The organism is Lewinella sp. JB7 (assembly GCF_024297185.1).
GTDB lineage: Bacteria > Bacteroidota > Bacteroidia > Chitinophagales > Saprospiraceae > Neolewinella.
This window is the reverse complement of the sequence record NZ_JANCTD010000001.1, coordinates 50,594-75,570: the sequence shown is the minus strand read 5'-3', so window position 1 is coordinate 75,570 and position 24,977 is coordinate 50,594. Positions and strand designations below refer to the sequence as shown.

Annotated in this window: 23 protein-coding genes and 1 tRNA gene; 12 read left to right on the top strand and 12 right to left on the bottom strand. The window is 60.3% G+C overall.

Translation table 11 applies throughout. The features are described 5' to 3' along the window. Nucleotides 1-228 precede the first annotated feature (228 nt). Both NMA52_RS00305 and NMA52_RS00300 read right to left on the bottom strand, forming a co-directional pair. Nucleotides 229-993, bottom strand: coding sequence for an alpha/beta fold hydrolase (locus NMA52_RS00305; RefSeq protein ID WP_254825629.1), 765 nt, complete (start codon nt 991-993; stop codon nt 229-231). Between the two features lie 41 nt (nt 994-1,034). Continuing rightward, nucleotides 1,035-2,471: a mechanosensitive ion channel family protein gene (locus tag NMA52_RS00300; RefSeq protein ID WP_254825628.1), complete on the bottom strand. Its 1,437-nt coding sequence runs from the start codon at nt 2,469-2,471 to the stop codon at nt 1,035-1,037. Between the two features lie 83 nt (nt 2,472-2,554). Here NMA52_RS00300 and ade point away from each other — a divergent pair, with 83 nt between their 5' ends. Continuing rightward, nucleotides 2,555-4,204 (top strand): adenine deaminase, encoded by a 1,650-nt coding sequence (gene ade, locus NMA52_RS00295; RefSeq protein ID WP_254825627.1) that lies wholly within the window; start codon nt 2,555-2,557, stop codon nt 4,202-4,204. A gap of 200 nt (nt 4,205-4,404) precedes the next feature. On the opposite strand, the gene NMA52_RS00290 is transcribed toward ade, so the two are convergent. Then, nucleotides 4,405-4,479 (bottom strand) — tRNA-Val (locus tag NMA52_RS00290). A 97-nt stretch (nt 4,480-4,576) separates the two neighbouring features. On the opposite strand from NMA52_RS00290, the gene NMA52_RS00285 reads away from it, so the two are divergent. The 3 genes from NMA52_RS00285 (at nt 4,577) to NMA52_RS00275 (ending at nt 8,026) form a co-directional block, all read left to right on the top strand. Continuing rightward, complete coding sequence (locus NMA52_RS00285) at nt 4,577-6,649, top strand: hypothetical protein (RefSeq protein WP_254825626.1); 2,073 nt, start codon at nt 4,577-4,579, stop codon at nt 6,647-6,649. A gap of 111 nt (nt 6,650-6,760) precedes the next feature. Beyond that, the gene (locus NMA52_RS00280; protein WP_254825625.1) at nt 6,761-7,246 is read left to right on the top strand and encodes a hypothetical protein; all 486 of its coding nucleotides are present in this window, start codon (nt 6,761-6,763) and stop codon (nt 7,244-7,246) included. A 6-nt stretch (nt 7,247-7,252) separates the two neighbouring features. After that, nucleotides 7,253-8,026 (top strand): glucose 1-dehydrogenase, encoded by a 774-nt coding sequence (locus tag NMA52_RS00275; protein WP_254825624.1) that lies wholly within the window; start codon nt 7,253-7,255, stop codon nt 8,024-8,026. A gap of 32 nt (nt 8,027-8,058) precedes the next feature. Here NMA52_RS00275 and lptB read toward each other — a convergent pair whose 3' ends face one another. After that, complete coding sequence (gene lptB / locus NMA52_RS00270; protein WP_254825623.1) at nt 8,059-8,799, bottom strand: LPS export ABC transporter ATP-binding protein; 741 nt, start codon at nt 8,797-8,799, stop codon at nt 8,059-8,061. A 9-nt stretch (nt 8,800-8,808) separates the two neighbouring features. Beyond that, nucleotides 8,809-9,954 (bottom strand): S1C family serine protease, encoded by a 1,146-nt coding sequence (locus NMA52_RS00265; protein ID WP_254825622.1) that lies wholly within the window; start codon nt 9,952-9,954, stop codon nt 8,809-8,811. A gap of 106 nt (nt 9,955-10,060) precedes the next feature. Here NMA52_RS00265 and NMA52_RS00260 point away from each other — a divergent pair, with 106 nt between their 5' ends. Beyond that, entirely contained in the window at nt 10,061-10,648 is a 588-nt protein-coding gene (locus tag NMA52_RS00260; protein ID WP_254825621.1) for a hypothetical protein, read from the top strand. Between the two features lie 200 nt (nt 10,649-10,848). On the opposite strand, the gene NMA52_RS00255 is transcribed toward NMA52_RS00260, so the two are convergent. Both NMA52_RS00255 and NMA52_RS00250 read right to left on the bottom strand, forming a co-directional pair. Continuing rightward, a complete protein-coding gene (locus NMA52_RS00255; RefSeq protein WP_254825620.1) occupies nt 10,849-12,822 on the bottom strand; it encodes a stage II sporulation protein M in 1,974 nt (657 codons plus the stop codon). A 6-nt stretch (nt 12,823-12,828) separates the two neighbouring features. Beyond that, complete coding sequence (locus NMA52_RS00250) at nt 12,829-13,467, bottom strand: hypothetical protein (protein ID WP_254825619.1); 639 nt, start codon at nt 13,465-13,467, stop codon at nt 12,829-12,831. A gap of 153 nt (nt 13,468-13,620) precedes the next feature. Here NMA52_RS00250 and NMA52_RS00245 point away from each other — a divergent pair, with 153 nt between their 5' ends. The 5 genes from NMA52_RS00245 to NMA52_RS00225 are packed head-to-tail and all read left to right on the top strand — an operon-like array spanning nt 13,621 to nt 18,365. Continuing rightward, nucleotides 13,621-13,854, top strand: a complete 234-nt coding sequence (locus NMA52_RS00245; RefSeq protein WP_254825618.1) for a FeoA family protein — start codon at nt 13,621-13,623, stop codon at nt 13,852-13,854. Next, nucleotides 13,836-15,971: a ferrous iron transport protein B gene (feoB, locus tag NMA52_RS00240; RefSeq protein ID WP_254825617.1), complete on the top strand. Its 2,136-nt coding sequence runs from the start codon at nt 13,836-13,838 to the stop codon at nt 15,969-15,971. Before NMA52_RS00245 ends, feoB begins: the two co-directional genes overlap by 19 nt. A 48-nt stretch (nt 15,972-16,019) precedes the next feature. Beyond that, nucleotides 16,020-16,898, top strand: coding sequence for a DUF4271 domain-containing protein (locus NMA52_RS00235; RefSeq protein ID WP_254825616.1), 879 nt, complete (start codon nt 16,020-16,022; stop codon nt 16,896-16,898). 42 nt (nt 16,899-16,940) lie between these two features. Further along, nucleotides 16,941-17,720, top strand: coding sequence for a uroporphyrinogen-III synthase (locus tag NMA52_RS00230; RefSeq protein WP_254825615.1), 780 nt, complete (start codon nt 16,941-16,943; stop codon nt 17,718-17,720). Continuing rightward, nucleotides 17,721-18,365: a CoA pyrophosphatase gene (locus NMA52_RS00225; RefSeq protein ID WP_254825614.1), complete on the top strand. Its 645-nt coding sequence runs from the start codon at nt 17,721-17,723 to the stop codon at nt 18,363-18,365. Nucleotides 18,366-18,368: 3 nt separating this feature from the next. On the opposite strand, the gene NMA52_RS00220 is transcribed toward NMA52_RS00225, so the two are convergent. From NMA52_RS00220 to NMA52_RS00200, 5 genes are all read right to left on the bottom strand, one after another. Continuing rightward, nucleotides 18,369-18,584, bottom strand: coding sequence for a hypothetical protein (locus tag NMA52_RS00220; protein ID WP_254825613.1), 216 nt, complete (start codon nt 18,582-18,584; stop codon nt 18,369-18,371). Between the two features lie 205 nt (nt 18,585-18,789). Further along, complete coding sequence (locus tag NMA52_RS00215) at nt 18,790-19,029, bottom strand: hypothetical protein (RefSeq protein ID WP_254825612.1); 240 nt, start codon at nt 19,027-19,029, stop codon at nt 18,790-18,792. 109 nt (nt 19,030-19,138) lie between these two features. Then, complete coding sequence (locus NMA52_RS00210; protein ID WP_254825611.1) at nt 19,139-19,828, bottom strand: rhomboid family intramembrane serine protease; 690 nt, start codon at nt 19,826-19,828, stop codon at nt 19,139-19,141. A 62-nt stretch (nt 19,829-19,890) separates the two neighbouring features. Continuing rightward, nucleotides 19,891-20,304 (bottom strand): hypothetical protein, encoded by a 414-nt coding sequence (locus tag NMA52_RS00205; protein WP_254825610.1) that lies wholly within the window; start codon nt 20,302-20,304, stop codon nt 19,891-19,893. Then, a complete protein-coding gene (locus NMA52_RS00200; RefSeq protein WP_254825609.1) occupies nt 20,301-21,749 on the bottom strand; it encodes a hypothetical protein in 1,449 nt (482 codons plus the stop codon). The genes NMA52_RS00205 and NMA52_RS00200 overlap by 4 nt, the downstream gene beginning before the upstream one ends. A 276-nt stretch (nt 21,750-22,025) precedes the next feature. On the opposite strand from NMA52_RS00200, the gene NMA52_RS00195 reads away from it, so the two are divergent. Both NMA52_RS00195 and NMA52_RS00190 read left to right on the top strand, forming a co-directional pair. After that, complete coding sequence (locus NMA52_RS00195) at nt 22,026-23,408, top strand: M48 family metalloprotease (protein WP_254825608.1); 1,383 nt, start codon at nt 22,026-22,028, stop codon at nt 23,406-23,408. Next, on the top strand, nt 23,405-24,925 hold the full coding sequence (locus NMA52_RS00190; protein WP_254825607.1) for a DUF6770 family protein: 1,521 nt from the start codon (nt 23,405-23,407) through the stop codon (nt 24,923-24,925). The genes NMA52_RS00195 and NMA52_RS00190 overlap by 4 nt, the downstream gene beginning before the upstream one ends. Nucleotides 24,926-24,977 lie beyond the last annotated feature (52 nt).

Here is a 24,977-nt window from a genome sequence, read left to right as displayed (position 1 = left end):
AGCGATGACTTCAGTCGTCAAGCTGTACGTGTAGCGATGACTTCAGTCGTCAAGCTGTACAGCAACGACCGCTCCAATTATAAATCCTCACGTGTAGCGACGACTTTAGTCGTCAAGCTGCACGTGTAGCGATGACTTTAGTCGTCATGCTATACGGCAATGACCACTCCAATTATCAATCTTCACGTGTAGCGATGACTTCATCCGTCCAGCTGCACGGCAACACCCTCACCCCAGAAAATCGCGCACCAGTCGTTCCAACTCTCCCGGTCGTTCGGCGTGCACCCAGTGACCGGCTTCCGCTACCGTAACGAGCTTCGCGGCGGGAAAGCGTTGCTCGATGGCCGGCCAATCGTCGTCGTGCACGTAACCGCTCTCGCCGCCGCGCACGATGAGAGCGGGGCCGTTATATTGTTGCCCGAGCGTTCCGACGGAATCGATCAGGTTCTCGTAGTCGCGGTGCAGTACCTCGAGGTTCATGCGCCAGCGAAAACCGGTATCGTCGTCGCGGGTGAGGTTCTTGAGCAGGAACATCCGTACTCCGGCGTCTTCCATGTGGGGTGCCATGCGTTCGTCAGCTTCCCGGCGATCGCTCAGGCTGGCCGGATCCAGTGCGTGCAGGGCCGCGAAAACGTCATCGTGCCCCCGACCGTAGCGGCGGGGCGCCATATCCACCACGATCAGCTTCGTCACCAGGGTAGGATACGACAGCGCCGCCTGCATGGCTACCTTACCGCCCATACTGTGACCGAGCACGTGGCAGGTATCGATGCCCTGGGTCTCTAGAAACGCGGCTACGTCCTCCGCCATCAGTGGGTAGGTCATTTCCTCGGCGTGGGGCGAGCGACCGTGGTTGCGGAGGTCGACGAGGATCACGGTGTAGTGCTCGGCCCACTTACGCGCGAGGGTCTGCCAGTTGTCGAGGTTACCGAAAAGCCCGTGAAGAATGACGAGGGGGGGGCCTTCGCCGAAAATTTTGTGGTTGAGTTGCATAAGTTTTCCTTTCGTAATTGAGCACCGCACGACTTGGACGTCTACGCTCCTGCGTCCCCGCCCGATTCAGGTGATGCCCGAATGGCGCGGTCCAGCCCCGCGCCGCCCCGAATCCAGAGATCGCGCTGGGGGAAGGGAATTTCCACGCCCCGCTCCCGGAAGGCTTTGTCGATGGCGAAGCGTACGTCGCTCTTAACGTCTTCGATGCGTAACAGGTCCCGCGACCAGAATAGTACCTCGAAATCGAGACTCGAACTGCCAAAATCGAGGAAACGAACGATGGGCTTGGGCGACGTGAGGATGCGCGGATGGTCGGCGGTAACCTGTTGCAGAATCTCCTTGACCAGTTCCGTATCCGACCCGTAGGCTACCCCCACGCCCACGTGGAAGCGGGCCTTACGCTCGACGTGGCTCCAGTTGACGACGTTCTCGCCGATGAGCTTGGAATTAGGCACGAAAATAATGATGTCGTCCCGGGTTTCGATCGTGGCCGTCCGGGCACCGATCTTACGCACCGTACCGACCTGATGATCGGCGATCTCGACTACGTCGCCCACCATCACGCCCCGCTCGAAGAGGATGATGATGCCGCAAATCAGGTCGTTGAAGGTCTGTTGCAGCCCGATGCCGATGCCGACGAGGAGGGCGGCCGCACCGGTCCAGAGCACCAGCAGATTAAAGCCCGCCGCCTGCAGGACCAGGAGCACGCCCACTACGTAGACGAAATAGGTGATCAGGCGATTGATGGCGTACTGACTACCCACGTCCACCTTCGAGCGCCGGTAGTAGGCCCCCAGGATCAAATTGGTGATCGTCATGAGGAGCAGGCGCAGAAACAGGAAGATGCCGATGGCGAAAACGATGTTCCCCACCGTGATGGTACTGACGCCCTCATCACCCGGATCGTTGAACCAGTAAAGTACGTAACTACCCAGGCCGGTATCGCGCAACACCACCAACACCGCCAGGGTGTACATGAACGGCCGCACCGCCCGAAAGCGATCGGCCGCCGCCTGCTCCTCGGTCAGGGATTGTGCCGTAGCTGAGTTGGACAGGTGCATCCGGTGGTATCGCTGCACCAGCAACTCTTCGATCAGAATATCCAGGACGTTGGCCACGATAAAGGCCAGCAGGGCCTTGACGATGGTACTGATGCGGACGGTCAGGTACACCGGCGGACCGTCCTCCGTGGAGGCCTGTTGAATCGCCTCGTCGATAAAGGTGATGTCGATGTCCAGGATCCGCAGTACGGCAATGACCAGCAAACTAAGCAGCGAAAAGCGGATGACGGCCCGTACCCGATTCCGATTCTTCTCCGATACGTTCTCCCGACCGTAATACCAGGGGAGGGTGCGCCGCAACACCACGGCCTGGGCGCCCAGCAGCACGAAGGCGGCAACGGCGATGAGCAGCAGCTGGTAGCCACTGACGCTAAATCCGTTATAATCCAGTAAAATGATTTCCCGCAGTCTGTCCATTCCTTTCTGACTAACCCGACTTTACCCGACGGGTTTGCAACCCCGGCCCCGACAATCCGTTCCGCTCACAAAGCAGAACCAGCATGCAGGAGATTAAAGGGCGCTACGTCGACATCGACGCCCGGGAAATTTACGGCGCGGTCGTGACAATCAACGATGCCGGCCGCATCGAGCGCATCGAACGTGACCCCGAACGCGATCGCCGGGGCTGGTTTATCATGCCGGGCTTCGTCGACGCTCACGTACACGTGGAATCCAGCATGCTGCTGCCCGTCGAGTTCGCCAAACTGGCCGTCGTGCACGGTACCGTGGCTACCGTCAGTGACCCCCACGAAATCGCTAACGTAATGGGTATGGAGGGCGTCGAGTACATGATCGACAACGCCCGCCATACGCCCCTGTCCATCAACTTCGGTGCCCCCTCCTGCGTGCCGGCGACGGCGGCCGAAACCGCGGGTGCCGTACTGGACAGTCACCGCGTAACGGACTTACTGGCGCGCCCCGACATCCGCTACTTAAGCGAGGTGATGAACTACCCGGGCGTACTGCACGGCGACTCCGAGGTACTGGCCAAGATCGCCGCCGCCCGGGCGGCGGGCAAACCCGTCGACGGTCACGCCCCCGGATTACGCGGAGCAGCGGCGACCGCCTACGCCGCCGCCGGCATTTCCACCGACCACGAGTGTACCACCGCCGCCGAGGCCCGCGATAAACTCGCCGCCGGTATGAAGATCCTCATCCGCGAAGGAAGTGCCGCCCGAAACTATGCCGCCCTGGAGGAACTGATCGACGAGTTTCCCGATCGGCTGATGTTTTGTACCGACGACAGTCATCCCGACGACCTGCTGGCGGGCCACATTAACCGACTCGTCATTCGGGCGGTGCGCGGAGGCCACGATGTATTCGACGTGCTCCGGATTGCCTGCCGGAATGCCGTAGACCACTACGGTCTTGACGTCGGGCAGTTGCGGGTAGGGGACCGCGCCGACTTCATTCAGGTCGACGATCTCCGCCACTTCGGCATCATGGCGACCTGGATCGGCGGTAAGAAGGTCGCAGAGGCCGGCGCACATTTCTTGTCCGATTACCGCCCGGAGCCAATCAACAACTTCAACTGCGGCCTCAAAAAACCGGAGGACTTCCGGGCGGCGGCGGGGCCGGCGGGGGGCAAAATTCGCGTCATCGAAGTCACCGATGGGGAAATCACGACCGGTGCCCGCGAACTGACACCGGTGCTGGACGGCGACGGACGGCCCGTCTCCGCTCCGGAGCGCGATCTGCTGAAGATCGCCGTCGTCAATCGCTACGCGGATGCCCCGCCGGCCGTCGGCTTCGTCACCGGCATGAAACTCCAACGGGGGGCCATTGCCAGTAGCGTGGCCCACGACAGTCATAATATCGTTGTCGTGGGAGTCGACGACGATGCCATCTGCCGTATGGTCAATGCCATCATTACCGAACGGGGGGGCATTGCCGCCGGTCGGGATGAGTACCTGGAAGTGCTCCCCCTGCCCGTCGCCGGCATCATGAGCCTGGATACCGGTCCGCGTGTAGCCGCCCGCTACGGCGAGATCAGTGGCTTCGTACGTCGCAAGCTTCGCTGCGGCCTGCAGGCTCCCTTCATGACCCTATCCTTCCTCGCCCTGCTAGTCATCCCCAAACTGAAACTTAGCGACCTCGGCTTATTCGATGGGGAGGCGTTCGAAGCCGTAGACCTCTGGGTTAAAGAATAGACCGACCCCGGAGGGCGTCGTCCTTCCGTCGCATATCATTTACAAGTTTCTACGTCAGTAGTCAGACTTACCGACCCCGGAGGGCGTCGTCCTTCCGTCGCAGGGCGGCTGTGCCCCCTGCGACCATTCTCCAAACAAAAAAAGCCCGATCGGTACCGATGGGGCTTTTTAAACGCTGCCGGCGGCAGCGCAAGTAAAAGTGGGCAGTGAGGGGCTCGAACCCCCGACCCCCTCGGTGTAAACGAGGTGCTCTGAACCAACTGAGCTAACCGCCCTTTCCTTTAAGGGACCGCAAATATACATTCGCGCTCCTGAATCCTGCAAGTAGGCGGCGGAAGATTTGGTAATTTTACCGATCCCACTCCCCCCGACATGACCCGACTACTGCTCCTCAGCGCTCTCCTATTCGCTACCCTCCTGCTTCCCGCTCAGGATAGTCTGAGTTTCGGGGGTATCGACCTGCCCGGTGCCGAGGTACGGGCCAGCTACCGACAAGTGAGCCCCCTGGCTCAGGCCTTTACGATCGAGGAGGTTCGCCGGCTCCCGGCTACTTTCTACGACCCCGCCCGCCTGATCGCGTTGCTGCCCGGCACCGTCCAAACCAACGATCAGGCCAACCACCTCAGCGTGCGGGGCAATAGCCCCAATGCCAACCTCTGGCGCCTTAACGGACTGGCCATCGCCAACCCCAACCATACCTCCAACGCCGGCACGTTTTACGACTACCCTACCCTCGGCGGCGGGGGCGTCAACGCCCTCAGCGCGCAGGTCCTCGACAATTCCGCATTCCTCACCGCCGGCCTGCCCGCCCGCTACGGTTACGCCACCGGCGGCACCTTCGACCTCCGGCTACGTCCCGGCAATACGGAACGCCGACAGCACCAGGTACAGGCCGGCTTCATCGGCTTTGATGCAGCTACCGAGGGCCCGCTGGGAAGCGACGGCCGCACCAGCTACCTCGTCAACGGCCGGTACAGTTTCACGGGCCTGCTGGCGAAGGCGGGAGTCGACTTCGGGGGTGAAGCGATCGGGTTTTCGGACCTCAACCTTCACCTCCACCGGGAACTCCCCGACGGGGAGGTCAGCTTTTTCGCTATTCTAGGCACGAGCACCAACACCTTTACCCCCGACCCGGAGGAGCCCGTGACGGAACAAAAGGACCTCTTCGACATCGACTATACCAACGACATCGCCATAGCGGGCGGCACCTACCGGACACGTCTGTCGTTCGGCGAGCTGAGTACGGGCGTAGCTTACTCCCGGACCGCCGCCCAGCGACTCCAACAGTTCACCCGGGGCGGCGGGTGGATCAACTACCAGCGATCGGAACTTAACCGGATCAGCGCGCAACTCCAAGTCGAGAATCCGCTCACGGCCAATCTTGTGGCCAGGGGGGGCGTGGAGATTCTCGCCGACCGCTACGAACAGGTCCTCAACTTTTACGACCGCGACACCTTAACGAACAGTCGGACCCTTGTACCCGCGGTTACCAGCTTCGCCCCTTACCTGTCCTTTTCTTACTTGTTCGGCGAAAATGATCTGGACGTCAGCCTACGCGTTGCGCGGTACGACGAGCCGCGGCTGGTGCAGGCCTGGATCGCCGAACCCCGCCTCCGCTTCCGGCGGCGCTGGAACGGCCAACGGATCGTGGCCGTTGCCGAACGGGTGAGCCAGACTCCCTACGCGGGCCTGTTGCTCAGTCGCACCTCGGTCCGGGACTTCATTCCGGTCAACCATCAACTGAGCCTGGCCTACGGACGCAGTATCGGCCCCATCAATGCCCTGCTGTCCACCTATTTTCAGTACACGCCGGAAGATTACGCCGCCAGCGTGCAGGGATTTCTGCTTAGCGCCAATAACTTTCTCGAATTCGACCCCTCCTTTGCCTTTACCGAACGCACCGCGACCCGCCGGTACGGACTGGAACTCGAAGTCGGCGGCGGCCGGCGGCAGGAGGGCTGGTATTACCGCGGCAGCACTTCGGTGTACCGGGCGGAAACGCAACAGGCCGACGACGAGTGGACTAAAGACCGGTACAGCAGCGACTATGCCGTAAAGCTCGTCCTCGGCCGGGAATGGACCGGTACCGACCGGCGGGAACGGGAGCGGACCTACGGCATGAACCTGGCCCTGATCGCGTACGGCGGCGAACGGACCGGCATCATTACCAATGCCTACGCCGGCAACGTGAACGCCTACTTCGCGGCCCCCGATTACCGCCAGGGCTTCGTGAACTCCAACGGCACCTACTTCCGCCCCGATCTGCGGTTGTACCGAACCGTACGAAAGGACCGGACCACCGCCACTTTGGCCCTCGATCTGCAAAACGTAGCGGGAATTTCCAACACCGCCGCGATCTATTACGATGTAGAACTAGGGCGCCCCAACGAAAGGGCCGCTCTCGGCCTGATTCCCGTACTGAGCTACCGCTTCGCCTGGCTGTAGCACCGTCGATCGGGTGACGTTGGTCGCTTTACCCGCCTATCATTGCACCCGCGTACCCGCCCGAATAGTGGCTCGTCCGCGGGCAACCTACCTTTACCGTAAATCTACCCCATGAAGATCTTTACTTCTCTGTTCCTTATCCTCCTCCTGACCGCCTGTGGAAGCAGCGATAACGCCGCCGAACAAGCCTCCAAGGACGCTAACCTGGCTGCTCAGGAAGCAGCCTACCAGTCCATGATGGACGGCCACGACCGGGTGATGCCCATGATCGGCAAGATCAATCAGGCACAGCGCACCATTACCGAACAGCTAGCCGCCGGCGGCATCAGCGAGGAATACCGCGAGCTCCTCATCGCCGCCAACGAGCAACTCGAAGACGCTAACGACGGGATGATGAACTGGATGAACCGCATCCGCCCCCTCGACGAGATCCGGGCCGAGATGGACGGCGACAAGATGATGGAGCACATCAAGACCGAAACCGCCGACATCGCCCAGATCGAAACCAACATTAAAGCCAGTCTGGCCAATGCCGAGCGCATTCTGAATCAGGAAATGCACGAGCACATGGACGGCGACGGCGACCACGACCATTAGGCCGACGTGGAATCTCGAATCCGCTCCCGCTTCGACCTGACCGGCCGCGTCGCCATCGTCACCGGATCCTCCAAGGGGATCGGGGAGGCCATGGCCCGCGGACTGGCCGAATTCGGTGCCCGCGTCATCGTGAGTTCCCGGAGTCAGGAAGCCGTCGATGAAGTGGTCGCGCGGTACCGTGCGGACGGCCTGGAAGCCACGGGGATAGCCTGCCACGTCGGCGACCCCGCCGCCCGCCGGGAACTGATCGATCGCACGCTGGCCGCCTATGGGCGTATCGATATTTTGGTCAACAACGCGGCGACCAATCCCTACTTCGGTCCCGTGGAAAACCTTACCGCCGCCGCTTACGAGAAAACCCTCGACGTTAACCTCACCGCCGCCCTCGAACTCAGTAACCTGGCCCTACCCCACCTACGGGCGTCGGGCCGGGGATCGGTGATTCACATCAGTTCCATCGAGGGCCTGCACGCCAACGCCAATTTTGCGGCGTACAACATCTCCAAGGCCGGCATCATCATGCTCGGCAAGAGTCAGGCGACGGAGTGGGCCCGGGACAACATTCGCGTCAACGTCATCTGTCCCGGACTGGTCAAGACCAAACTCAGCCGGGCCCTCTGGGAAGACGAACGCGCGGAGGCGCAGTGGAAAAATGCCATCCCCCTGAACCGCATGGCGACCCCCGACGAGATAGCCGGTCTGGCCGTTTACCTCGCCAGTGATGCCGCCAGCTACGTAACGGGCAGCGTGATCGTGGCCGACGGGGGAATGCTGGGGTGACAATTTTAAATTGCCAATTTTCAATTTAAAATTTAGACGTCCATGACCTTGCGGCGCAGCACGAAATTTTTCCCCAGGTAGACCTTACGGACCATCTCGTCGGCAGCTAGTTCTTCAGCGGTACCTGCCTTCAGGATGTTCCCCTCGAACATGAGGTAAGCCCGGTCCGTGATGCTCAGGGTTTCCTGCACGTTGTGGTCGGTGATCAGAATGCCGATGTTCTTGGTCTTCAGTTTGGCGACGATGTACTGAATGTCCTCCACGGCGATGGGATCGATGCCGGCGAAGGGCTCGTCCAGCAGGATGAAACTCGGGTCGGTTGCCAGGGCACGGGCGATCTCGGTACGCCGGCGCTCGCCCCCGCTGAGGGTGTCGCCGTGGCTCTTTCGGACCTTATGCAGACTGAATTCGTCGAGCAGGCTCTCCAGCTTTTCGGCGCGTTCGTACTTGTTGAGTTTCGTCATCTCCAGCACGGCCGAGATGTTGTCCTCCACGCTCAGCTTGCGGAATACGGAGGGTTCCTGGGGCAGGTACCCGATGCCGCGCTGTGCCCGCTTGTACATGGGCAGGTTGGTGATGTCGTCGTCGTTGAGGTAGACGCGGCCCTGGTTGGGCTTGATGAAGCCGACGGTCATATAGAAGGTGGTCGTCTTGCCGGCCCCGTTCGGACCGAGTAGGCCGACGATGTCTCCCCGATCGACGTGAATACTGACCCCCTTGACCACCGTTCGGCTGCCGTATTTCTTGACCAGGTTTTCGCTCTTCAGACGCATGGATTGAATTTATTGGCCCGCAGGCTGAAGGTTAATGCCCAATTCGAGGAGTTTATTCTCCCGCACCACCGTGAGCAGGAGCCGATCGCCCGGGCGGGCCCGTCCGATGATTTCCGTCAGCTCCGGAAGATCCCGAATGCCGCGACCATCAACGGCAACGATCAGGTCGTCCGCCAGCAACCCGCCGACGGCCGCCGCGCCCCCGGGCATCACCGCGTCTACGATCACCCCTTCACTGCGGTCCCGCAGATCGAGTCGGTCGATGTCGCTCACGGTCAGCGTGGAGATTTCGACTCCCAGCAACGCGCGGCGATAGCGCCCGTAAGTTATGATGTCGTCGGCGATCCGGCGGACCAGGTTGATCGGAATCGCGAAACTGTACCCCTGAAAGCGTCCGGTGCGGGAGGCGATCGCGGTGTTGATCCCCAGCAAACGACCCTCGGCGTCGACGAGCGGGCCACCGCTGTTGCCCGGATTGACGGCCGCGTCCGTCTGGATAAAACTTTCGATCGCGTCGGGTTCGCGCAGTATGCTCAGGCTCCGCCCCTTGGCGCTGACGATACCCGCCGTCACGGTACTGGTGAGTCCAAGCGGACTTCCCACCGCGAGCACCCACTGTCCGGGCTCAGCGGTATCGGAATCCGCCAATTCTAGGTAGGGCAAGTCAGAGGCCTCCACCTTGAGCACGGCCAGATCGCTCTTCGGTTCGGTACCCACGATCTCGGCGGCGTACCGACGACGGTCGGACGTCGTCACCGTGATGCGGTCCGCGGCCTGGACCACGTGGTAGTTCGTGATGATGTAGCCGTTGGGAGAATAAATGACTCCGGACCCCTCGCCGCCGAGCGTACCCGACGATTCTTCCCGTCCGAAGAGCGCCTTGACGGTGGCCCGGTCCCGTCCTACCACCCGAGCATCCACGTGCACGACGGCCGGGGTGGCCCGACGGGCGGCGGGGCGCAGGTCCAGGGCAGCTACGGGAAGATCAGCCAGCGGCGCGGTCGCGGGAGTGACCTCCGACCAGTACAGGGGCGTGCGGGGGGCGGACGTCAGGGTGGTGACGCGGGCGGCGTCCCGGTCCGTTGCCCACACTACGGCCAGGGCCGCGACCAGGCCGCCGGCAAGGGAAGCAAGAAACAGGTAGCGGAATTTCATCGCTAAGGAAACAGAAGATACCCGGCATTTGGTTAGCTGTTCGCCGACTTTAGGGCAACTAAGCTATTTTCACGGACGTTAACACCCCGCAGCCCGCCCTATTCCATTGACCACCCAGCAACTTACCGACCTGCTCGACCCCGAAACGCCCCTTGAAGCCCGCTTCCTGCAGGATGAGGAGTTTCGCCGTGGCCTGGTCTGGGGCGTACCCCGCTACGGACATCCGGAGGGGACCATCTGGCGGCACATCATCGAGATCAACCGGAACATCGACGCCCTGCCCGTCTGCCCCGATACCCGCCGCAAGTTGCGCATCGTATCCTTCGTTCACGATACCTTCAAGCACGTCGAACACCGCGGCAACCCACGCGATTGGTCGAAGCACCATTCCGTTTATGCCCGCAACTTTCTGGCCCGCTACGTAGACGACCCTCTCCTGCTGAACGTCGTGGAACTGCACGACGAGGCCTATTACTGCTGGCGACTGTCTCACCTCTACGGTAAGGTGTCGGAGGCGGAATCCCGTCTGGAACAGCTAAGGGAACGGGTCGGCGACTACTGGCAATTGTATTACCTCTTCTTCAAGTGCGATACGAGTACGGGCGACAAGAATCCCGCCCCCCTCATTTGGTTCGAGCGCCACGTCGAGGATATCGAGGTCGTTCGCTTCGAACGCGGTCAGCGAGCGGTCTAACGGGGCCCAACGACCATTAATCTTTGATCAGTCTATGGTCGTCTTGGAGGATTAGCGACACGAAGTACATACTGTCGGCCGGGGCATAGGTGCTCGCTCCGTGATAACGGTAGAACAGATCCGGTTAGCCATCGTGGTCGCAGTTAAATGCCAAGCGTGCTTTGCTTAGTCCGGTGTTTACCGGCTCCCGCGCACCCGCCCTATTCCCGTTCCACGCCCCGCAGGCGCCGCTTCCCCCCTACGCCCGCGATGGCCTTTTTCAGTTCCGTGGCCGTTTCGATTTCCCGTAGGGTGCCCAGCGAAAACGCAAGGGCCACGATCCACGTACAACTCACCAGCACGAGGAGAAAATAGTAGCAGAAGGCTTGCAACATCACGTTGCGGCCATCGATGGTCGTGACGTCCGTATAAATAACCCAGTCCAGAAAGGTGAATAGGAATGCTCCGATCACGGTGTCGACCAGGAACGTCAGGGGAAAGGCGATCAGCAGCACCAGGACACAGAGCCCGTAGCTGGCCGATAGATTGGTGTACACCATGCGAAAGACCTGCCCCGGAGACGATCCGCCCAGGTAAGCGCTCACGCCCAGCGACAGGAGGAAGGGGAAGGTCAGAAAGACGATAAGGGCCGCGGCGGCACCCCCGAAGCTCATGCTCAGCGTCAGCAATCCACACACGGCCAGTAAACGCAGTTCCCGGCGTCGCGAGCGGGGCTTCGGCGTCAGGTCCGTAGTACGGAAGAGCATGCTCAACGCCAGGCGGAAGGTCGCATAAAACCCGAGGGTGACCAGTACCGCGAAGGAAAGCGCCCGCCCCCGGCCGAAGGAAGCCAGCAGCTCGTAGAAGTTCTCGAGATCGCCGAAGGGATAAGCAACGAACCGGTAACGAAATTCGGCCGCCCCCCCGAAAGCGAAGGATAACAAGCAGTAGACCAGTGACAGCGCGGCGGCACCCCCCAGTAAGCGACCGGCTTGGCTGCGCAGCACGGAAAAGGTGAGGGAAAGTTGCTCCCCTACGGAGCGGATCCGCTGAAAGTGGCGTTCCCCGGGGACCGTATCCAGGGGATCCTGACGGTCCGCGCGGGCACGGGGGGCACGCCGCGCCACGGCGGGGGGAAGCACGAGGTAGTACCAACCGACGAACAGCAGACAACAAAGAATGATGGCGAAGCGCAGAGGATCCGGGAGGTCCGTTTGTCGGGTGACGTATCCCTCCAGGAATCCCGCCACGACGAAGAGAGGCACCGTACCCAGCATGATCTTGAGTCCGGCACGGGCGGATCGCCGGAAGGCCTGCAAGCGGGTACGGGTACCGGGGAACAGGAGTCCGCTGCCCAGCGTGAGCCCCGCGCCCCCGGCCAGGACGATGCTGCTGATCTCCAGCGTGCCGTGGATCCAGATGGTAAGCAGGCTTTCGCGAAAGACCCCGGTGCCGGTACCGAGGTAGCGGAGGGTCGATAATACGTGCTCCAGTCCGCCGCCGCCGGCGGTAAGCAACCAACTGAGCCCACGGAAGAGCCAAGTGGTCGTCGCCGTAGTGACTTCGGACCCTCCGTAGTCTCCGTTGGCGTAAAAGAAGTACTGAAATACCCCCAGCAGTACGCCGTTGCGCACGAGCAGCACGATGGTGCCCACGCAAAAAAACGCCCCGGCCACGAAGGTGAGCAGGGCGACGGAAAGGTTGTTGAGGGTGATGTGGAGCGCCATGCCGAATTCATCGCGGCCCGCGTACACGGCCATGGGGTCTCCCTGGGCGATGTTTGCCTCGGTCATGCGAACGTAGTCGGCTCCGAGGATCATCTCCGCGAAGTCGGGGTCGATGCGGTAACTCAGGATGCCGATCAGCATGGCGAGCACGAAGACCGCCAGGGCTACCAGCAGGGGGCGGCGGCTGGCGTGAACGGTGAGGGGCAGCTCGGTCGTCCAGAAGGTTACAAAGCGGCCCGCCTCCCCGCGGCGCCCCCGGTAGAGGTGCAGATAGGTGCGCCGGGCCAGCCCGTTGAGGTAGACCCGCACGGAGCGGTTGGGGTAGAAAGTGCGGGAGATCGACAGATCATCGGTGGTGTGCACGTAGAGTTGCGCGAGCAATTCCGGATCCGGGTCGGATTGGTCGAGGGTTTCCTCGTACCGTTTCCACTTCTCCCGGTTGCGCTCGATGAAGTCGGTCTCCCGCACCGGTGATCAGTTCTGGCCGCTCATGCGAATGGCTTCCTGCACGTCGATCCGCTGGCCGTCGTTCATGGCCACGACGAAGGCATCCTTTACGCCCATCTTCTTCAGGCGATCGCGCAGGTTGGCCGCATTCTGGTAAGTGCGGAAGCGGCTTACGACCACCTTCTGCATGCCGTTCTGATCGGTAAGGTCGAGGGCATCGCCGGTGGCCATGTCGGAGTTTACCTTATTCTGCTGCTGGGCGTAGGCGCCGAGCTGTACCTGAAATACTACACCCTTCACCTGGGTAGCGGGCTGGTCGGTGATCATCTCGTCGGGCTGGCGGGCGGCTTCCAGGGTGGCGAGCTGCTGGCGTAAATCCTGAATCTCCTGGTAGGCCTGTTCGGCGGAGGCTTCGGCGGTGGAGAGCTGGTTTTGCATTTCGCCGCGCTGGCTTTCGAAGCCGGTAAGCTGCTGGCGCAGCGTCACCACTTCTTCCTGCCGACGGTCGCAATCCTCGACCAAATCGCGCAGGGCGGCGGGGTTCTCGCGGTACTCGGCGGCACGGGCGTTCCAGTCGGTACCGTCTTCTCCCACGACCGGGGCGATCTTGGGGGAGCAGCCGGCCAGTAAGAGGGTGGCCAGGGCAAGGAAAGATATGTTTTTCATGGTTTTAAGTTTGCGGTAAAACTACGGTACCCGGGGCACATCGCTTCTTACCGTTTCCGGAGGGGTCACGGGGAAACAAATTTATTTAGACTGGGTATAGACAGTGATCGATTACGTATCTTTGCCCCGAACCTACTGACCAACCCAACGCTCATGCCCTTTTCGCTCCCCGCCGCCGCTTCGCTGTTCTCGCCCGGCCAGTCGGGTACCATCGAGCGATTTACGAACGAGCAGTTGGCGGGTAAGTTATTGGATATCGGCGTACGCCCCGGTTCCCGTCTTCGGGTAGTGCGCAAGTCGCCCTTCGGGGGAAGCTGGTACGTGAAGATCGACCGGCAGTGTCTGGCGTTGCGCAAGAAAGAGTTGGCATGCATAATGGTCAAATAAAGGCCACTCCCGTCGTCGGGTTGGTCGGCAACCCAAATAGCGGAAAATCCTCCCTTTTCAACGTGCTCACCGGTCTGCGCCAGCGGATCGGCAACTTTCCCGGCGTGACCGTGGAGAAAAAGGCCGGCATGCTCCGGCTGCCCGGTCTGCCAACGGTCGAGCTGGTCGATTTTCCCGGCGCCTACAGTTGCTACCCCACCAGTCTCGACGAGCGCCTCGTCGTACAGGAACTCACCAACCCCGCCGGCGATCTCTTCCCCGATGCCATCGTCTACGTCGCCGACATCACCAAACTCGACAAGCACCTTCTGTTGTTCACCCAGCTGCGCGACCTGGACCTCCCCATGATCTTGGTGCTGAACATGGCCGACCTGATGGAAAACAACGGACTCACCGTCGACATTCCCCGCCTCAGTAAGGAACTCGGCGTGCCCGTATTGCCGGTCAGCAGCCGCGAGCACCGCGGCATCACCGAACTGAAGACCGCCATCACCGATCTTCTGCGGGCACCGGATGCCTTCCGCCCGCGGCTGCCCTTCTACGAGCCGGGTGCCAGCGCGCGCGACGTACTCGGCGAACTCCGCCGGGAACTGCCCGCACGCAACGACTACCACGCCCTCCTGCTCACCCACCACGCTCCCTGGCTCAAGCACATTCCCGAGCCGACCCGCCATAAGGTCCAGACCGCCCGCGTACGTCACGGCTTTCACAGTCTGCGCGCTCAGGTCGAGGAGACGATGGACCGCTACAACACCTTCGAACCCATCGTAAAGTCGAGCGTGCGTCACGCCGGCGATACGGCTTCCCACAGTGACCGGATCGACAATATCGTCACCCACCCCGTTTTCGGGCCGGTCATCTTCATCGTCCTCATGCTCCTCCTCTTCCAGGCCCTCTTCGCCTGGGCGAGCGTACCGATGGACCTCATCGAGCTCACCTTCGGCACCCTGGGGGAAACGATCCGCGCTACCCTTTCCGCGGGCTGGTTTACCGATCTGCTGGTCGACGGCATCATCGCCGGGCTGGGCGGCGTACTCGTTTTCGTACCCCAGATCGCCATTCTCTTCTTCTTCATCGCTATTTTGGAGGAGGTCGGATACCTGGCCCGGGCCGCCTACATGTTCGATAGCCTGATGCAGCACTTCGGACTGAACGGCCGTTCGGTAGTGGCCCTGATCAGCGGGCACGCCTGCGCCATTCCGGCCATTATGAGCACCCGCACGATCGCCAACTGGAAGGAGCGGCTGCTCACGATCCTGGTCACGCCGCTGACCTCCTGTTCGGCCCGTATTCCGGTATACGTCATCCTCATATCCTTTGCCGTACCGCAGGTGACCTACCTCAACGGCTGGGTCGGATTACAGGGACTTGCCTTTGCCGGACTGTATTTTCTCGGCATCGCGGGGGCCATGCTGTCGGCCCTGGCCTTCAAGTATCTGTTGCGTACCCCCGACCGCAGCTTTCTCATGCTCGAACTGCCGGACTACCGCACGCCGGTCTGGCGCAACGTGACCACCACCGTGTGGCAAAAGTCGAAAACCTTCGTGCTCGAGGCCGGTAAGATCATCCTGCTCATCAGCATCGTTCTGTGGGCAGCGTCTACTTACGGGCCGTCGGACGATATGGCGGCCGCCGAAGCGCAGGTTATGGAGCAGGCTGGGGCGCGGGAGCTATCGGAGGAACAAGCAGCCGACCTGCTGGCCTCCGAGCGCCTGGAGGCCAGCTACGCCGGCCACCTCGGCAAGTTCATCGAGCCCGTCATCCGCCCGCTGGGCTACGACTGGAAGATTGGCATTGCCTTGCTCACGAGTTTCGCCGCCCGGGAGGTGTTCGTGGGTACGATGGCCACCATCTACAGCGTGGGCAGTTCCGACGACGAGTTTCGCATCCGGGAACGGATGGCGGAGGAGCGTAACCCGGTAACGGGCGAGCCGGTCTACAACCGGGCCACGTCCTGGAGCTTGCTCATCTTCTACGTTTTTGCTATGATGTGCATGTCTACGCTGGCCGTCACCAAGCGGGAGACCAACAGCTGGAAGTGGCCGATCGTGCAGTTCACCTTCATGACGGTCATCGCCTACGTAGGCGCCATGGTCGTGTACCAGCTGCTGGCCTGATCGCTCGCGTGACGGGGCCTTACCTTTGTCGTCCGATACCCTTCTGCTTTGCGCTACCTCCTCCTCACATTGTGGCTGATCGTAATGGCTTCCACCGGCGCGTGGGGGCAGTCGGGAAGCAATCCCTTCGATCGCACGGACCGGGTGGCGGCGGCGGCACAGTTACCCGCACGGGATAGTGCGGTCAACCCGTTCGACGTGCGGCGGGGAGCGGCCGGGGCGGCGGCGGAGCGGACCCGGCCACCGGCAGCGGTACAGCCTCCCGCGCGGGAAGCTCCTCCCGGCGGGGGCGGGGTGATTTTCATCCACCTGCTGTTACTGCTTACGATGGCCAGCCTGTACGTGCTCTTCCGCGGATTGCTGCGACAGTGCGTAGCGGCCATCTTCAACGACAGCATCATGACCCAGCTGTACCGGAGGCGGTCCGGAGGGCAGGTCGGGGCCCTATGGTTGTGTTACGGCTTCTTCTTATTGTCGGCTGGCTTCTATCTGTACCTTTTTGCGGCGGAGTATTCCGTGGACCTCGGCCTGGGCATTTGGGGAAGTTGGCTGACCTATAGCCTGATCGTAGCCGCGGCCGTCGGCCTCAAGTTCGTGGTGTTGCTCTTGCTCGGCCGGATATATCCTCTACGTAAGGAATTAAGCCGTTACGCCTTTGCCCTTATGGTGTTTTCCATCCTGACCGGTTTGTTGCTGGTGCCGGTCAATCTGCTCATCAGCTACGCCCCCGTACCGTGGCGTCCGTACTTTCTTTACGGGGGGCTGGGGATTCTGGTACTGGTCTACCTCCTGCATTTGCTCCGCGGTCTGTTCATTGCTAACCAATACGTAGGGAGCAGACCGCTGCATTTTTTGTTATATATTTGCACCATCGAAATTGCCCCTCTGCTCCTGGTTTACCACTATTTGAACAACACACTGATTTGAGTGGAGGATCCCTAAAAGACTCACTGATTACAATTGACACCTATGGCGGCTGAAAGTCAATCCCCACAGGAAGGTTACAAACCCGTACGTACTATCCTGGTCTCCCAGCCAGAACCCGAGCGGAGTCCTTTCGCCAAGTTGGAGGAAAAGTACGGCCTACAGATCGACTGGCGGCCCTTCATCGAGGTCAAAGGCCTTTCAGAAAAGGAGTTCCGCAAGGAGCGCGTGCGCCCGGACGAGTTCACCGCCGTGATCTTCACCTCCAAACTGGCCATCGAACACTTCTTCCGGCTCTGCAAGGCCCTGCGCATTGAGATGAGCCAGGATACGAAGTACTACTGCATGACCGAGGCCATCGCCAACTACCTGCAGAAGTTCATCGTATACCGTAAGCGTAAGGTATTCTACGGCCAGCGGACCATACAGGATCTGGCCCCCACCCTCAAGAAGCACCGCAGCAAGGAAAAATTCTTGTTGCCGACCGGCAATCTCGGCTCCGAATTCGTGGCGCAGTACCTCGACGAGAACAACTTCGACTGGACGCCCGCCCTTATGTACCGTACGCTATCCGCCGACCTGAGCGACCTCGGCAGCGTATTTTACGACATCATCATCTTCTACAGCCCCCTCGGCATCGACTCGCTGTACGAGAACTTTCCCGACTTCAAACAGCGGGACACCCGCCTGGCCGTAGCCGGCCGTAAGACCACCGCCGCCGTGGAGCGTCACGGGCTCACGGTCAATATTGCCCCCGACCCGCCCCGGGTACCGAGCATGGGCATGGCCCTGGAAAACTACCTCAAGAAGTCGAACAAACCGTAGATGCCCACCGCCCCCGCGGGTACCGAATACTTCGATCGCATCCGCCGGCGTCTGGCCACCGGTGAGCTTCCCGGCTACCGGGCCCAGGAAATAATGGGTCACGCGCTACGCCAACACCATACCGAGGCCCCCGAAACCGCCCGCGCCGCCTCCGTCCTGGCACTCATCTATCCCAGCGACGGCGAACTGAAGCTCCTCTTCATTCAGCGCACCAGCCCGCCCGGCGATCGCCACGGCGGACAGATCTCATTCCCCGGCGGCGCGGCCGACGCCCACGACGCGGACCCCGCCGCGACGGCGCTGCGGGAAGCGGAGGAGGAAGTCGGGATCGATTCCGCCGCGGTTGAGCTGGTGGGCGAACTGACTCCACTGTACATCCCCGTCAGCAACTACCTGGTCAATCCCTTCGTCGGCTACCTCCCCGACCGTCCCCGTTTCGTGCTGCAGGCCAGTGAGGTCGAACGGACGCTGGAGCTTCCCCTGACCGGCTTTTTTGTCGACGATGCCGTTGCCTACCACGATAAGCGACTCTTCAACGGTATGATCCTGAAGGAAGTCCCCCACTGGATCGTGGCCGGGGAAGCCGTATGGGGTGCGACCGCGATGATCGTCGGAGAACTGGTCGAACTAGGTCGCCCGTCCTAGCAGCTAGGCGAATCCCCGGAACACCTCCCCCAGTTGCATGAATTCTTCCTCGATCATGGCGCGGAGCTTTTCCTGCTCGGTGGCGTGTTCGGCGGGGGGCACCTCCTCTACCTCCTCGCGGAGCTCCTGGACCACCTCGAAGAAGAGTTCGGGCTCCCGGATGAGGAGGGCGCGCATGGCGGATTTGAGTTCTTCGCGGGTGAGGTGGGCGGTGGGCATGGCAGACCAGTTGGTACTGAACTAAAGTTAGTGAATGACTGGGAAACGGTGAGGAGTCATAATGCTGCCGTACGGTTAATCGTCTCCACCGGATATTCCAGTGCTTTACGGTTAAGGAAGTTATCCGGCGGAACAAATTGGGCGCTGGGCCGTCGCACGGTCAATCTATAGCAATGCAAAAGCATATCAAAAGATAGATAATGCATTAGGCCAAGTTCTTAAATAAATCATCGTACTTCTCGAAGATATGCTCCGCCAAACGATCAACGGATTGACCCTCGGTAAATGATTGATCTTGTGACCTAAGCAGCTGCGATTGTAACTGAGTTAATTCTTCTCTGACGATAGTACGAACAAGGTTTCTCAATTCGTGCTCGGAGATTTTTGGTCCGTTATCTTCCGCAGCATTGTCAGTCTTTACGCTCTTTTTCAGCCGTTTAGCCATCTTTACCGCTTGTGATTTAGGAACGCTTCTCGCTTTTCGGAAGTTGCCTTCCGTCCATCCAGCGCGGCCGGAGGCCGCCTCGTACTGCGCGGTCGGAGACCGCCTCGTACTAAAAGGTGATGTCATCCCCCGATGCGTAGCCATCGGAATGGCGCGGAATGTAGTGGGTGGCCCGGAAGTAAAATCCCGCCAGCACTCCGAATACGAAGCCACCGATGTGAGCCCACCAGGCAATGCCCGTCCCGGCGCTATCCTGCAGACTGGCGAAGCCGGCCGAGGACTGCTGATAAAACCAGAAGCCCAGAAACACGAAAGCCGGCACCGTGATCCGGAAGAAAAAGAAGTACCCACGCACGTTCGACCGGGGAAACAGCACGATATAGGCCCCCATTACCGCCGACAGTGCCCCGCTGGCCCCCACCGCCGGTACCGGACTGCCGCTGTTGAAGTAGATGTGGCACAGACCGGCCGCCAGCCCGCCCAGCAGGTAAAACGCGATGAACTTCACGTTGCCGATCGTCGCTTCGATGTTATCGGAAAAGATCCACAGGTACAGCATATTGCCCAGCAGGTGCAACCAACCGCCGTGCAGGAACATACTCGTGATCAGGGTAGCGTAGCCGCTTCCCGACTGAATGCGCTCCGGGATCGTGCCCCACTGGTACACGAATTCCTGTCCCGCCTCCGGTCCCAGACTGTACTGGTAGGCAAATATCAACACGTTCAGGGCGATGAGGCCGTAGGAAAAGTGGGGGCGGTGACCGCCGCGGACCTGGTCGTCGCCGGTGGGAAAGAACATAGGGATTTACAATTTACCATTTACGGATGCGCCATACACCATTCGCTGCCGCCCGGCTCCGGCTACCGCTCCCGTTCGTCCGCCATTAAACGTACGACCAATCGATACGGCTCAGGTTCCTCAACGGCGGCATCAGGATAGGGTTCGAGACCGACAAGCCGTAAGGTACCCCCATCCGTGACCATCAGTCCCTCACCGTCGATCGTGACCGACTGATTTTCAAGGATACCGTTACGAAGCACCCTGAGTCCGACGACCGCCCGGCCCGCCTGTATGCACTGCACACCGGTGGGACAGCGACTATCCTCCAATACTTCCACGAAGGTGATCAGCTCCAGAGATTTTTTCCGGGTTTTCGCCGACTCGCCGCTCAGTAGATGCACGGGTTCGTCGACCTTTAGCAAGTGGACGCCTTCGGCAAGCCGGGGGCTACATCCGAAAATAAGGAGGCACAGCAAGGAAAGGAGGGCCTTCATCGGGCGTCGTAGGTCATCTTCACCAGTCGTAAGCGGTTGCGGTGCTCGCTGGGTAGTACGAGTTCGTTACTGGCAACCTGTACGCCGTCGCGGAACCGGAGCCGCAGATCGAGGTCGCGGGTATGGAACAGGCTATTGCGGTCGAATTCCCCGCGCCCGTTCAGCACGTACTCGCTAACCGTGTTCTCGAAACGAATTTCGTCGTTGAAGAGAAAGCGCAGCCGGCTCGGGCTTTCTAACAGAAAGAAGCTGGAATACACCCCGTTATCGTCCTGACTGTACTGCTTCTTGTGCATAATATTGCTCCAGTGGGGCGTGCCGTCGGGATTTACGGCAAACACGACGATCTCGTCGAAGTGGTAATCAACCAAAGGACGACCGCCGTAGGTGTTCAGCAGTTGATTTTGGGTAGCGCCGCCCCGCCGCTGCAGCCGCCGGTCGCGCTCGGTGATCATGACCATACCCCCGTCACGGCGCAATACGGCATCGCGCACGGTGAGGTCATTGATGCCGGGGTTGCGCTTACTGTATTTCTTTCCCTCCACGTTCTTGACCAGATTCAGGGGAAACCGCTGAAAGTGGGGGCGCAGCAGGTCGCGGGGGTTATCGGGATTGATCCACACGTAAAAGTATCCCTCGGCCCGCACGAAGTCCTTCGTGGAGTACAGCCCCCCGGCCGTCAGTCGCCGGTTCATATTGTCGTAGCGGAAAAAGACGTCGTAAGTCAGGCTATCCCCCAGGTTAACGTCGATCATACCGGTTTGCCCGCCGTTGGCCCGGTGGGTGTACACCTCATAGCGGTGTTCCTTGCGCTTGCTTTTGAAGTTGTCGCGTTCCACCACGAAGTACATATCGCCGCGATTGCTGATCTCGGCCTGCAGAAAGTCCTCGTTGTAAAAGAACTTTTCCGGCTCCACTTCCTGGTCATAGAGGAGTTGCATACTGTCCAGGTCGATGCCCAGGTAGCGCGCCTTGCTCTGTTGCTCCACCAAAAGCATGAGGAGTTTGGATTCGTCCTCGGACCGAAAGATCTCGTCTTCGGGGGAGGAGACGAAGAGGCCGAAATCCACCAGGGTCACGCTGTCCTGCAGGTTGCCGGCGGGATTGTAGCGGTCGAGTTGTAAATGATTACGGCCCCGTTCGCGGAAGAGGTACAGGAGGTGAAATCCACTGCCGTCCTGATCGGCTACTGCCTCGAGCATGCGAATATTCCGGCCCCGCAGTTCGAGGTCTTTTTCCCAGCTCTCGTTCATACTGCGGCCGTAGGCGGTGAGCAGGTGCTTGTTCTCCCGATCCTGCAACAGCAGCACCTGCCCGCCCAGTTTACCCACCAGGGTGTATTCGGTATCGTTACGCATGGGAATCTCTTCGCTCACGGTCAGTACCTGGGCGCGGACGCAGGAGCAAAGCATCAAAATAAAGCAAACAAACAGGGTACTACGCATATCCATTGAGTACGAAAATAATTCCGGGTGGCCGGGACCCGCGCTCATCGCGGCGGTCATCCTTCCAACACCTAAGCTAAGGCATTGTACGCAGTTCAGGGGGGAAGTTTTGGCGGGGAGGATACACAACGGTCGTACGCTTATCCCGAACGGGCTTCCCCCGAGGACCACTTTTACGTATATTTGTTTCTACATACTTCACTAGAAGCCACGCCGCGCGACGCACGATTTTTTATTAAGAACGTGCTTAGACGTGCCGCCCAACAACACACCTCCTTGCATTCCCTTTACGGTCGTTTATCTACCCTAATTATATTTTCGTGTGCCTCTCTCTTTGCATCGGCGCAAGACACGGTACTCCCGGTCGCCTACCTGCCGTCGGATACCACTACACTGTTCGCCAGGCTGGATCGGATTACCGAACGGAGCATCGCTACTTTTCCCCCGGCGGAGAGGAATATTGTTCAAGAAATTTTCCTCGAACGGGCCGACGACCTGAAGGACGCCGTCCTCGACGGCAGCTACCTCTTTCAGCCGGCACTGCAGCAGTTTGTCGAAGACATTTTTACTGAACTGGTCACCGCCAACGCGCTCGCGCTCGAACCCCTCGTATTCATCAGTCGGTCGCCGTCGGCCAACGCCGCCAGCCTGGGCGACGGACTCTTCGTCGTCAACATCGGCCTCCTCACTCGTATGAGCAGCCGGGACGAGCTGGCATCCGTTTTCGGCCACGAACTGGCCCACGATCAACTGCTGCACCTGCGGGATAAGCTCGGCTTTCTGGTTCAGCAGCGCTCCCGCGAACCCGCCGACCGCAAGGAAGAACGGGCACTCCGTCGCCGCCTCCGCCGCGAGGGCCGGCACAAGGTCATGAGCGAAATGCGCGACCTGGTCTACGAACAAAGCCGCCACGGCCGGAGCAACGAACTAGCCGCCGACTCGCTCGGCATGACCTACCTCCTGCGCTCTGGCTTTCAAGCTAGCGCGGCGGCCACGTCCCTGACCAAACTTCGCGATGACGATCCCTTCGTGCTTCCCGATTCCGCCCTCCAGCTCGCCCTGCACACCAAAAGCTACCCCTTTAAGGAGAAGTGGATCGCCGCCCCCCGGGTAATGTTCGGCGGATCGTTCGGCGGCGCGGAAGAGGATGGCGAAAAACGGATGTTCTGGCAGAAAGACAGCCTTGCCACCCACCCCAACCTGGCGGAGCGTATTACCGGGGCTCGCCTTCGGATCGGCGTGGATTCCGCCGCCGGGCCGGACTCCTCCGACCACGACTGGATTGAGCCGAGTCGCCGGCTGATCGTGACCCGCTACCTCGAGCGGGGCCTGAGCGCTCATGCCATCTGCATGTCCGTTGCCGCCCTGGCCGCTACCCCCGACGATCCCTTTTACGTGGAGGCCATCGGCCGGGCCCTGCTGAATACTTACCGATCCATCGAAGACCACGACTTCGGTCGCCGCATCCCCCCCACCGGTTACTTTGACGACGCCGGCGCCCGCCAACTTCTCCTGCTGTTGCACCAGATCCGCAACAGCGAACTCCAACGACTCACCCTAGCCTACCTCGCCGAACGGGCCGCCGCCTTCCCCCGGGAGAGCACACTCGCCCGACTGCACGAGGAGGCCACTCACTATTTCAACACACTAGACGAATGACAACCCGCACCATCCTTTTTTTCATTTTCTGTAGCATTTTTCTCTCCACGTCCCGGCTTTCCGCCCAGCGCGCCTCCTTCGCCGAAGTAGAATCGACCTACTTCAACAAGAGCGGCGTACTGGAAACGGCGGGCGAAATCGTAGGATACTACCTGCTCAACTACCACAAAACGGGTACCGATCAGGGCTTCTATACCATCCAGCTGATGGACCAGGACCTGAACAAGATCGGCGAACAAGACCTGGACGATTACGGAGACATCACCGTAATAGACGTCGCGTATAACGGGACCAACCTGGGGGTACTGGTCGTCAATCACGATCAGGAAAAGAAGTGGCTCATCGTGCTCGACGGCGACGGGCAGTTCGTAAAGAAGACCGCCCTCCCGTACAGCATGTACGATACCCGGGAATACGAGGCCTTCAACAACCCGATCAAGGTCAACCTCTACGGTATTCGCCCCCTGATCCCGACCCCGGAAGGATTCCTCCACGTCGGCCTGAACGCGAAGAAAAAGTTCATTACCTCCGGCGGACATTACCTGCTTACGATGGTACCCAATGCCGCCGAGGAGCGGGGATGGAGATCGTCCAGCCGGGATAAAAAGATCCATACCGAAGGAGCCATCTACCTGGGCTCTAACGACGAATTTCTGCTGATGGGGATCTTCTCCAAATCGGCGTTTCCCGCGAAGAAACACGACATGAAAGTCGTCGGTTTCGACCTGGCGACCGGGAGGCGGTTGTTCAGCTACGCGCCCGAAAAGGGAGAACCCATGATCCGCTTCATGGGCGGCAAGGCCGCCGGTGACGACGTCGTCGTGTACGGATATGACGTGGGTAAGAAGCCGGCCCTGTTTACCGAATCGCCCGAGAATATCCATGCCCTGCGGTTTTCCGCGACTGGTAAACTGAAAAAAGGACAGTCCATATCCGTGGCGGACGTAATGCGTTCGGAATTCGACGTGAAAAAGTCGGGCAAGGTCAGCGAGTACGGAAACCTGATGCTTCACGATCTGGCGGTGACTCCCGAGGGCGGACTCATCCTGGCCGGGGAATTCTACCGCGTCATGAATATTTACGTGAAGACCAATGCGGGGGTACTCATCAGTTTGTACCCCGACATGTCCCTGGAAAAAGTGGACATCGTTGAAAAGGGAAGTTCTTCCGGTTCCGCCTTCGGAGTCTCGGGCTTTATGCTGGGCGTACCCAAGGCCGCCCTCATGGGCAACTACGCAAACGCCCGCGGCATTTTCGACTTCAATTTCCTGCACGACAACCGGGGGACGATCATCGCGACCTACGAGTTGGGCAGGGGGGAAGACAAACGGGAGGCCAGCCATGGCGTGCAAGTCTGCGTGTACCTCGACGGGGACATCATGCAGGAGCGAATTGACTTTGCGACCACGACGGACAAAGCGATCGTCCTACCCGCCAAGGAAGGGTACCTGGCCATCATCGAGTACGACGGCGACAGTCAGGCCCTCGACGTGCACATGGAGCGACTCACTTTTTAGTAGCCCCCCCAACAAAGCACCCACGGCACCGCCGGAAAACCCTATTTTAGGG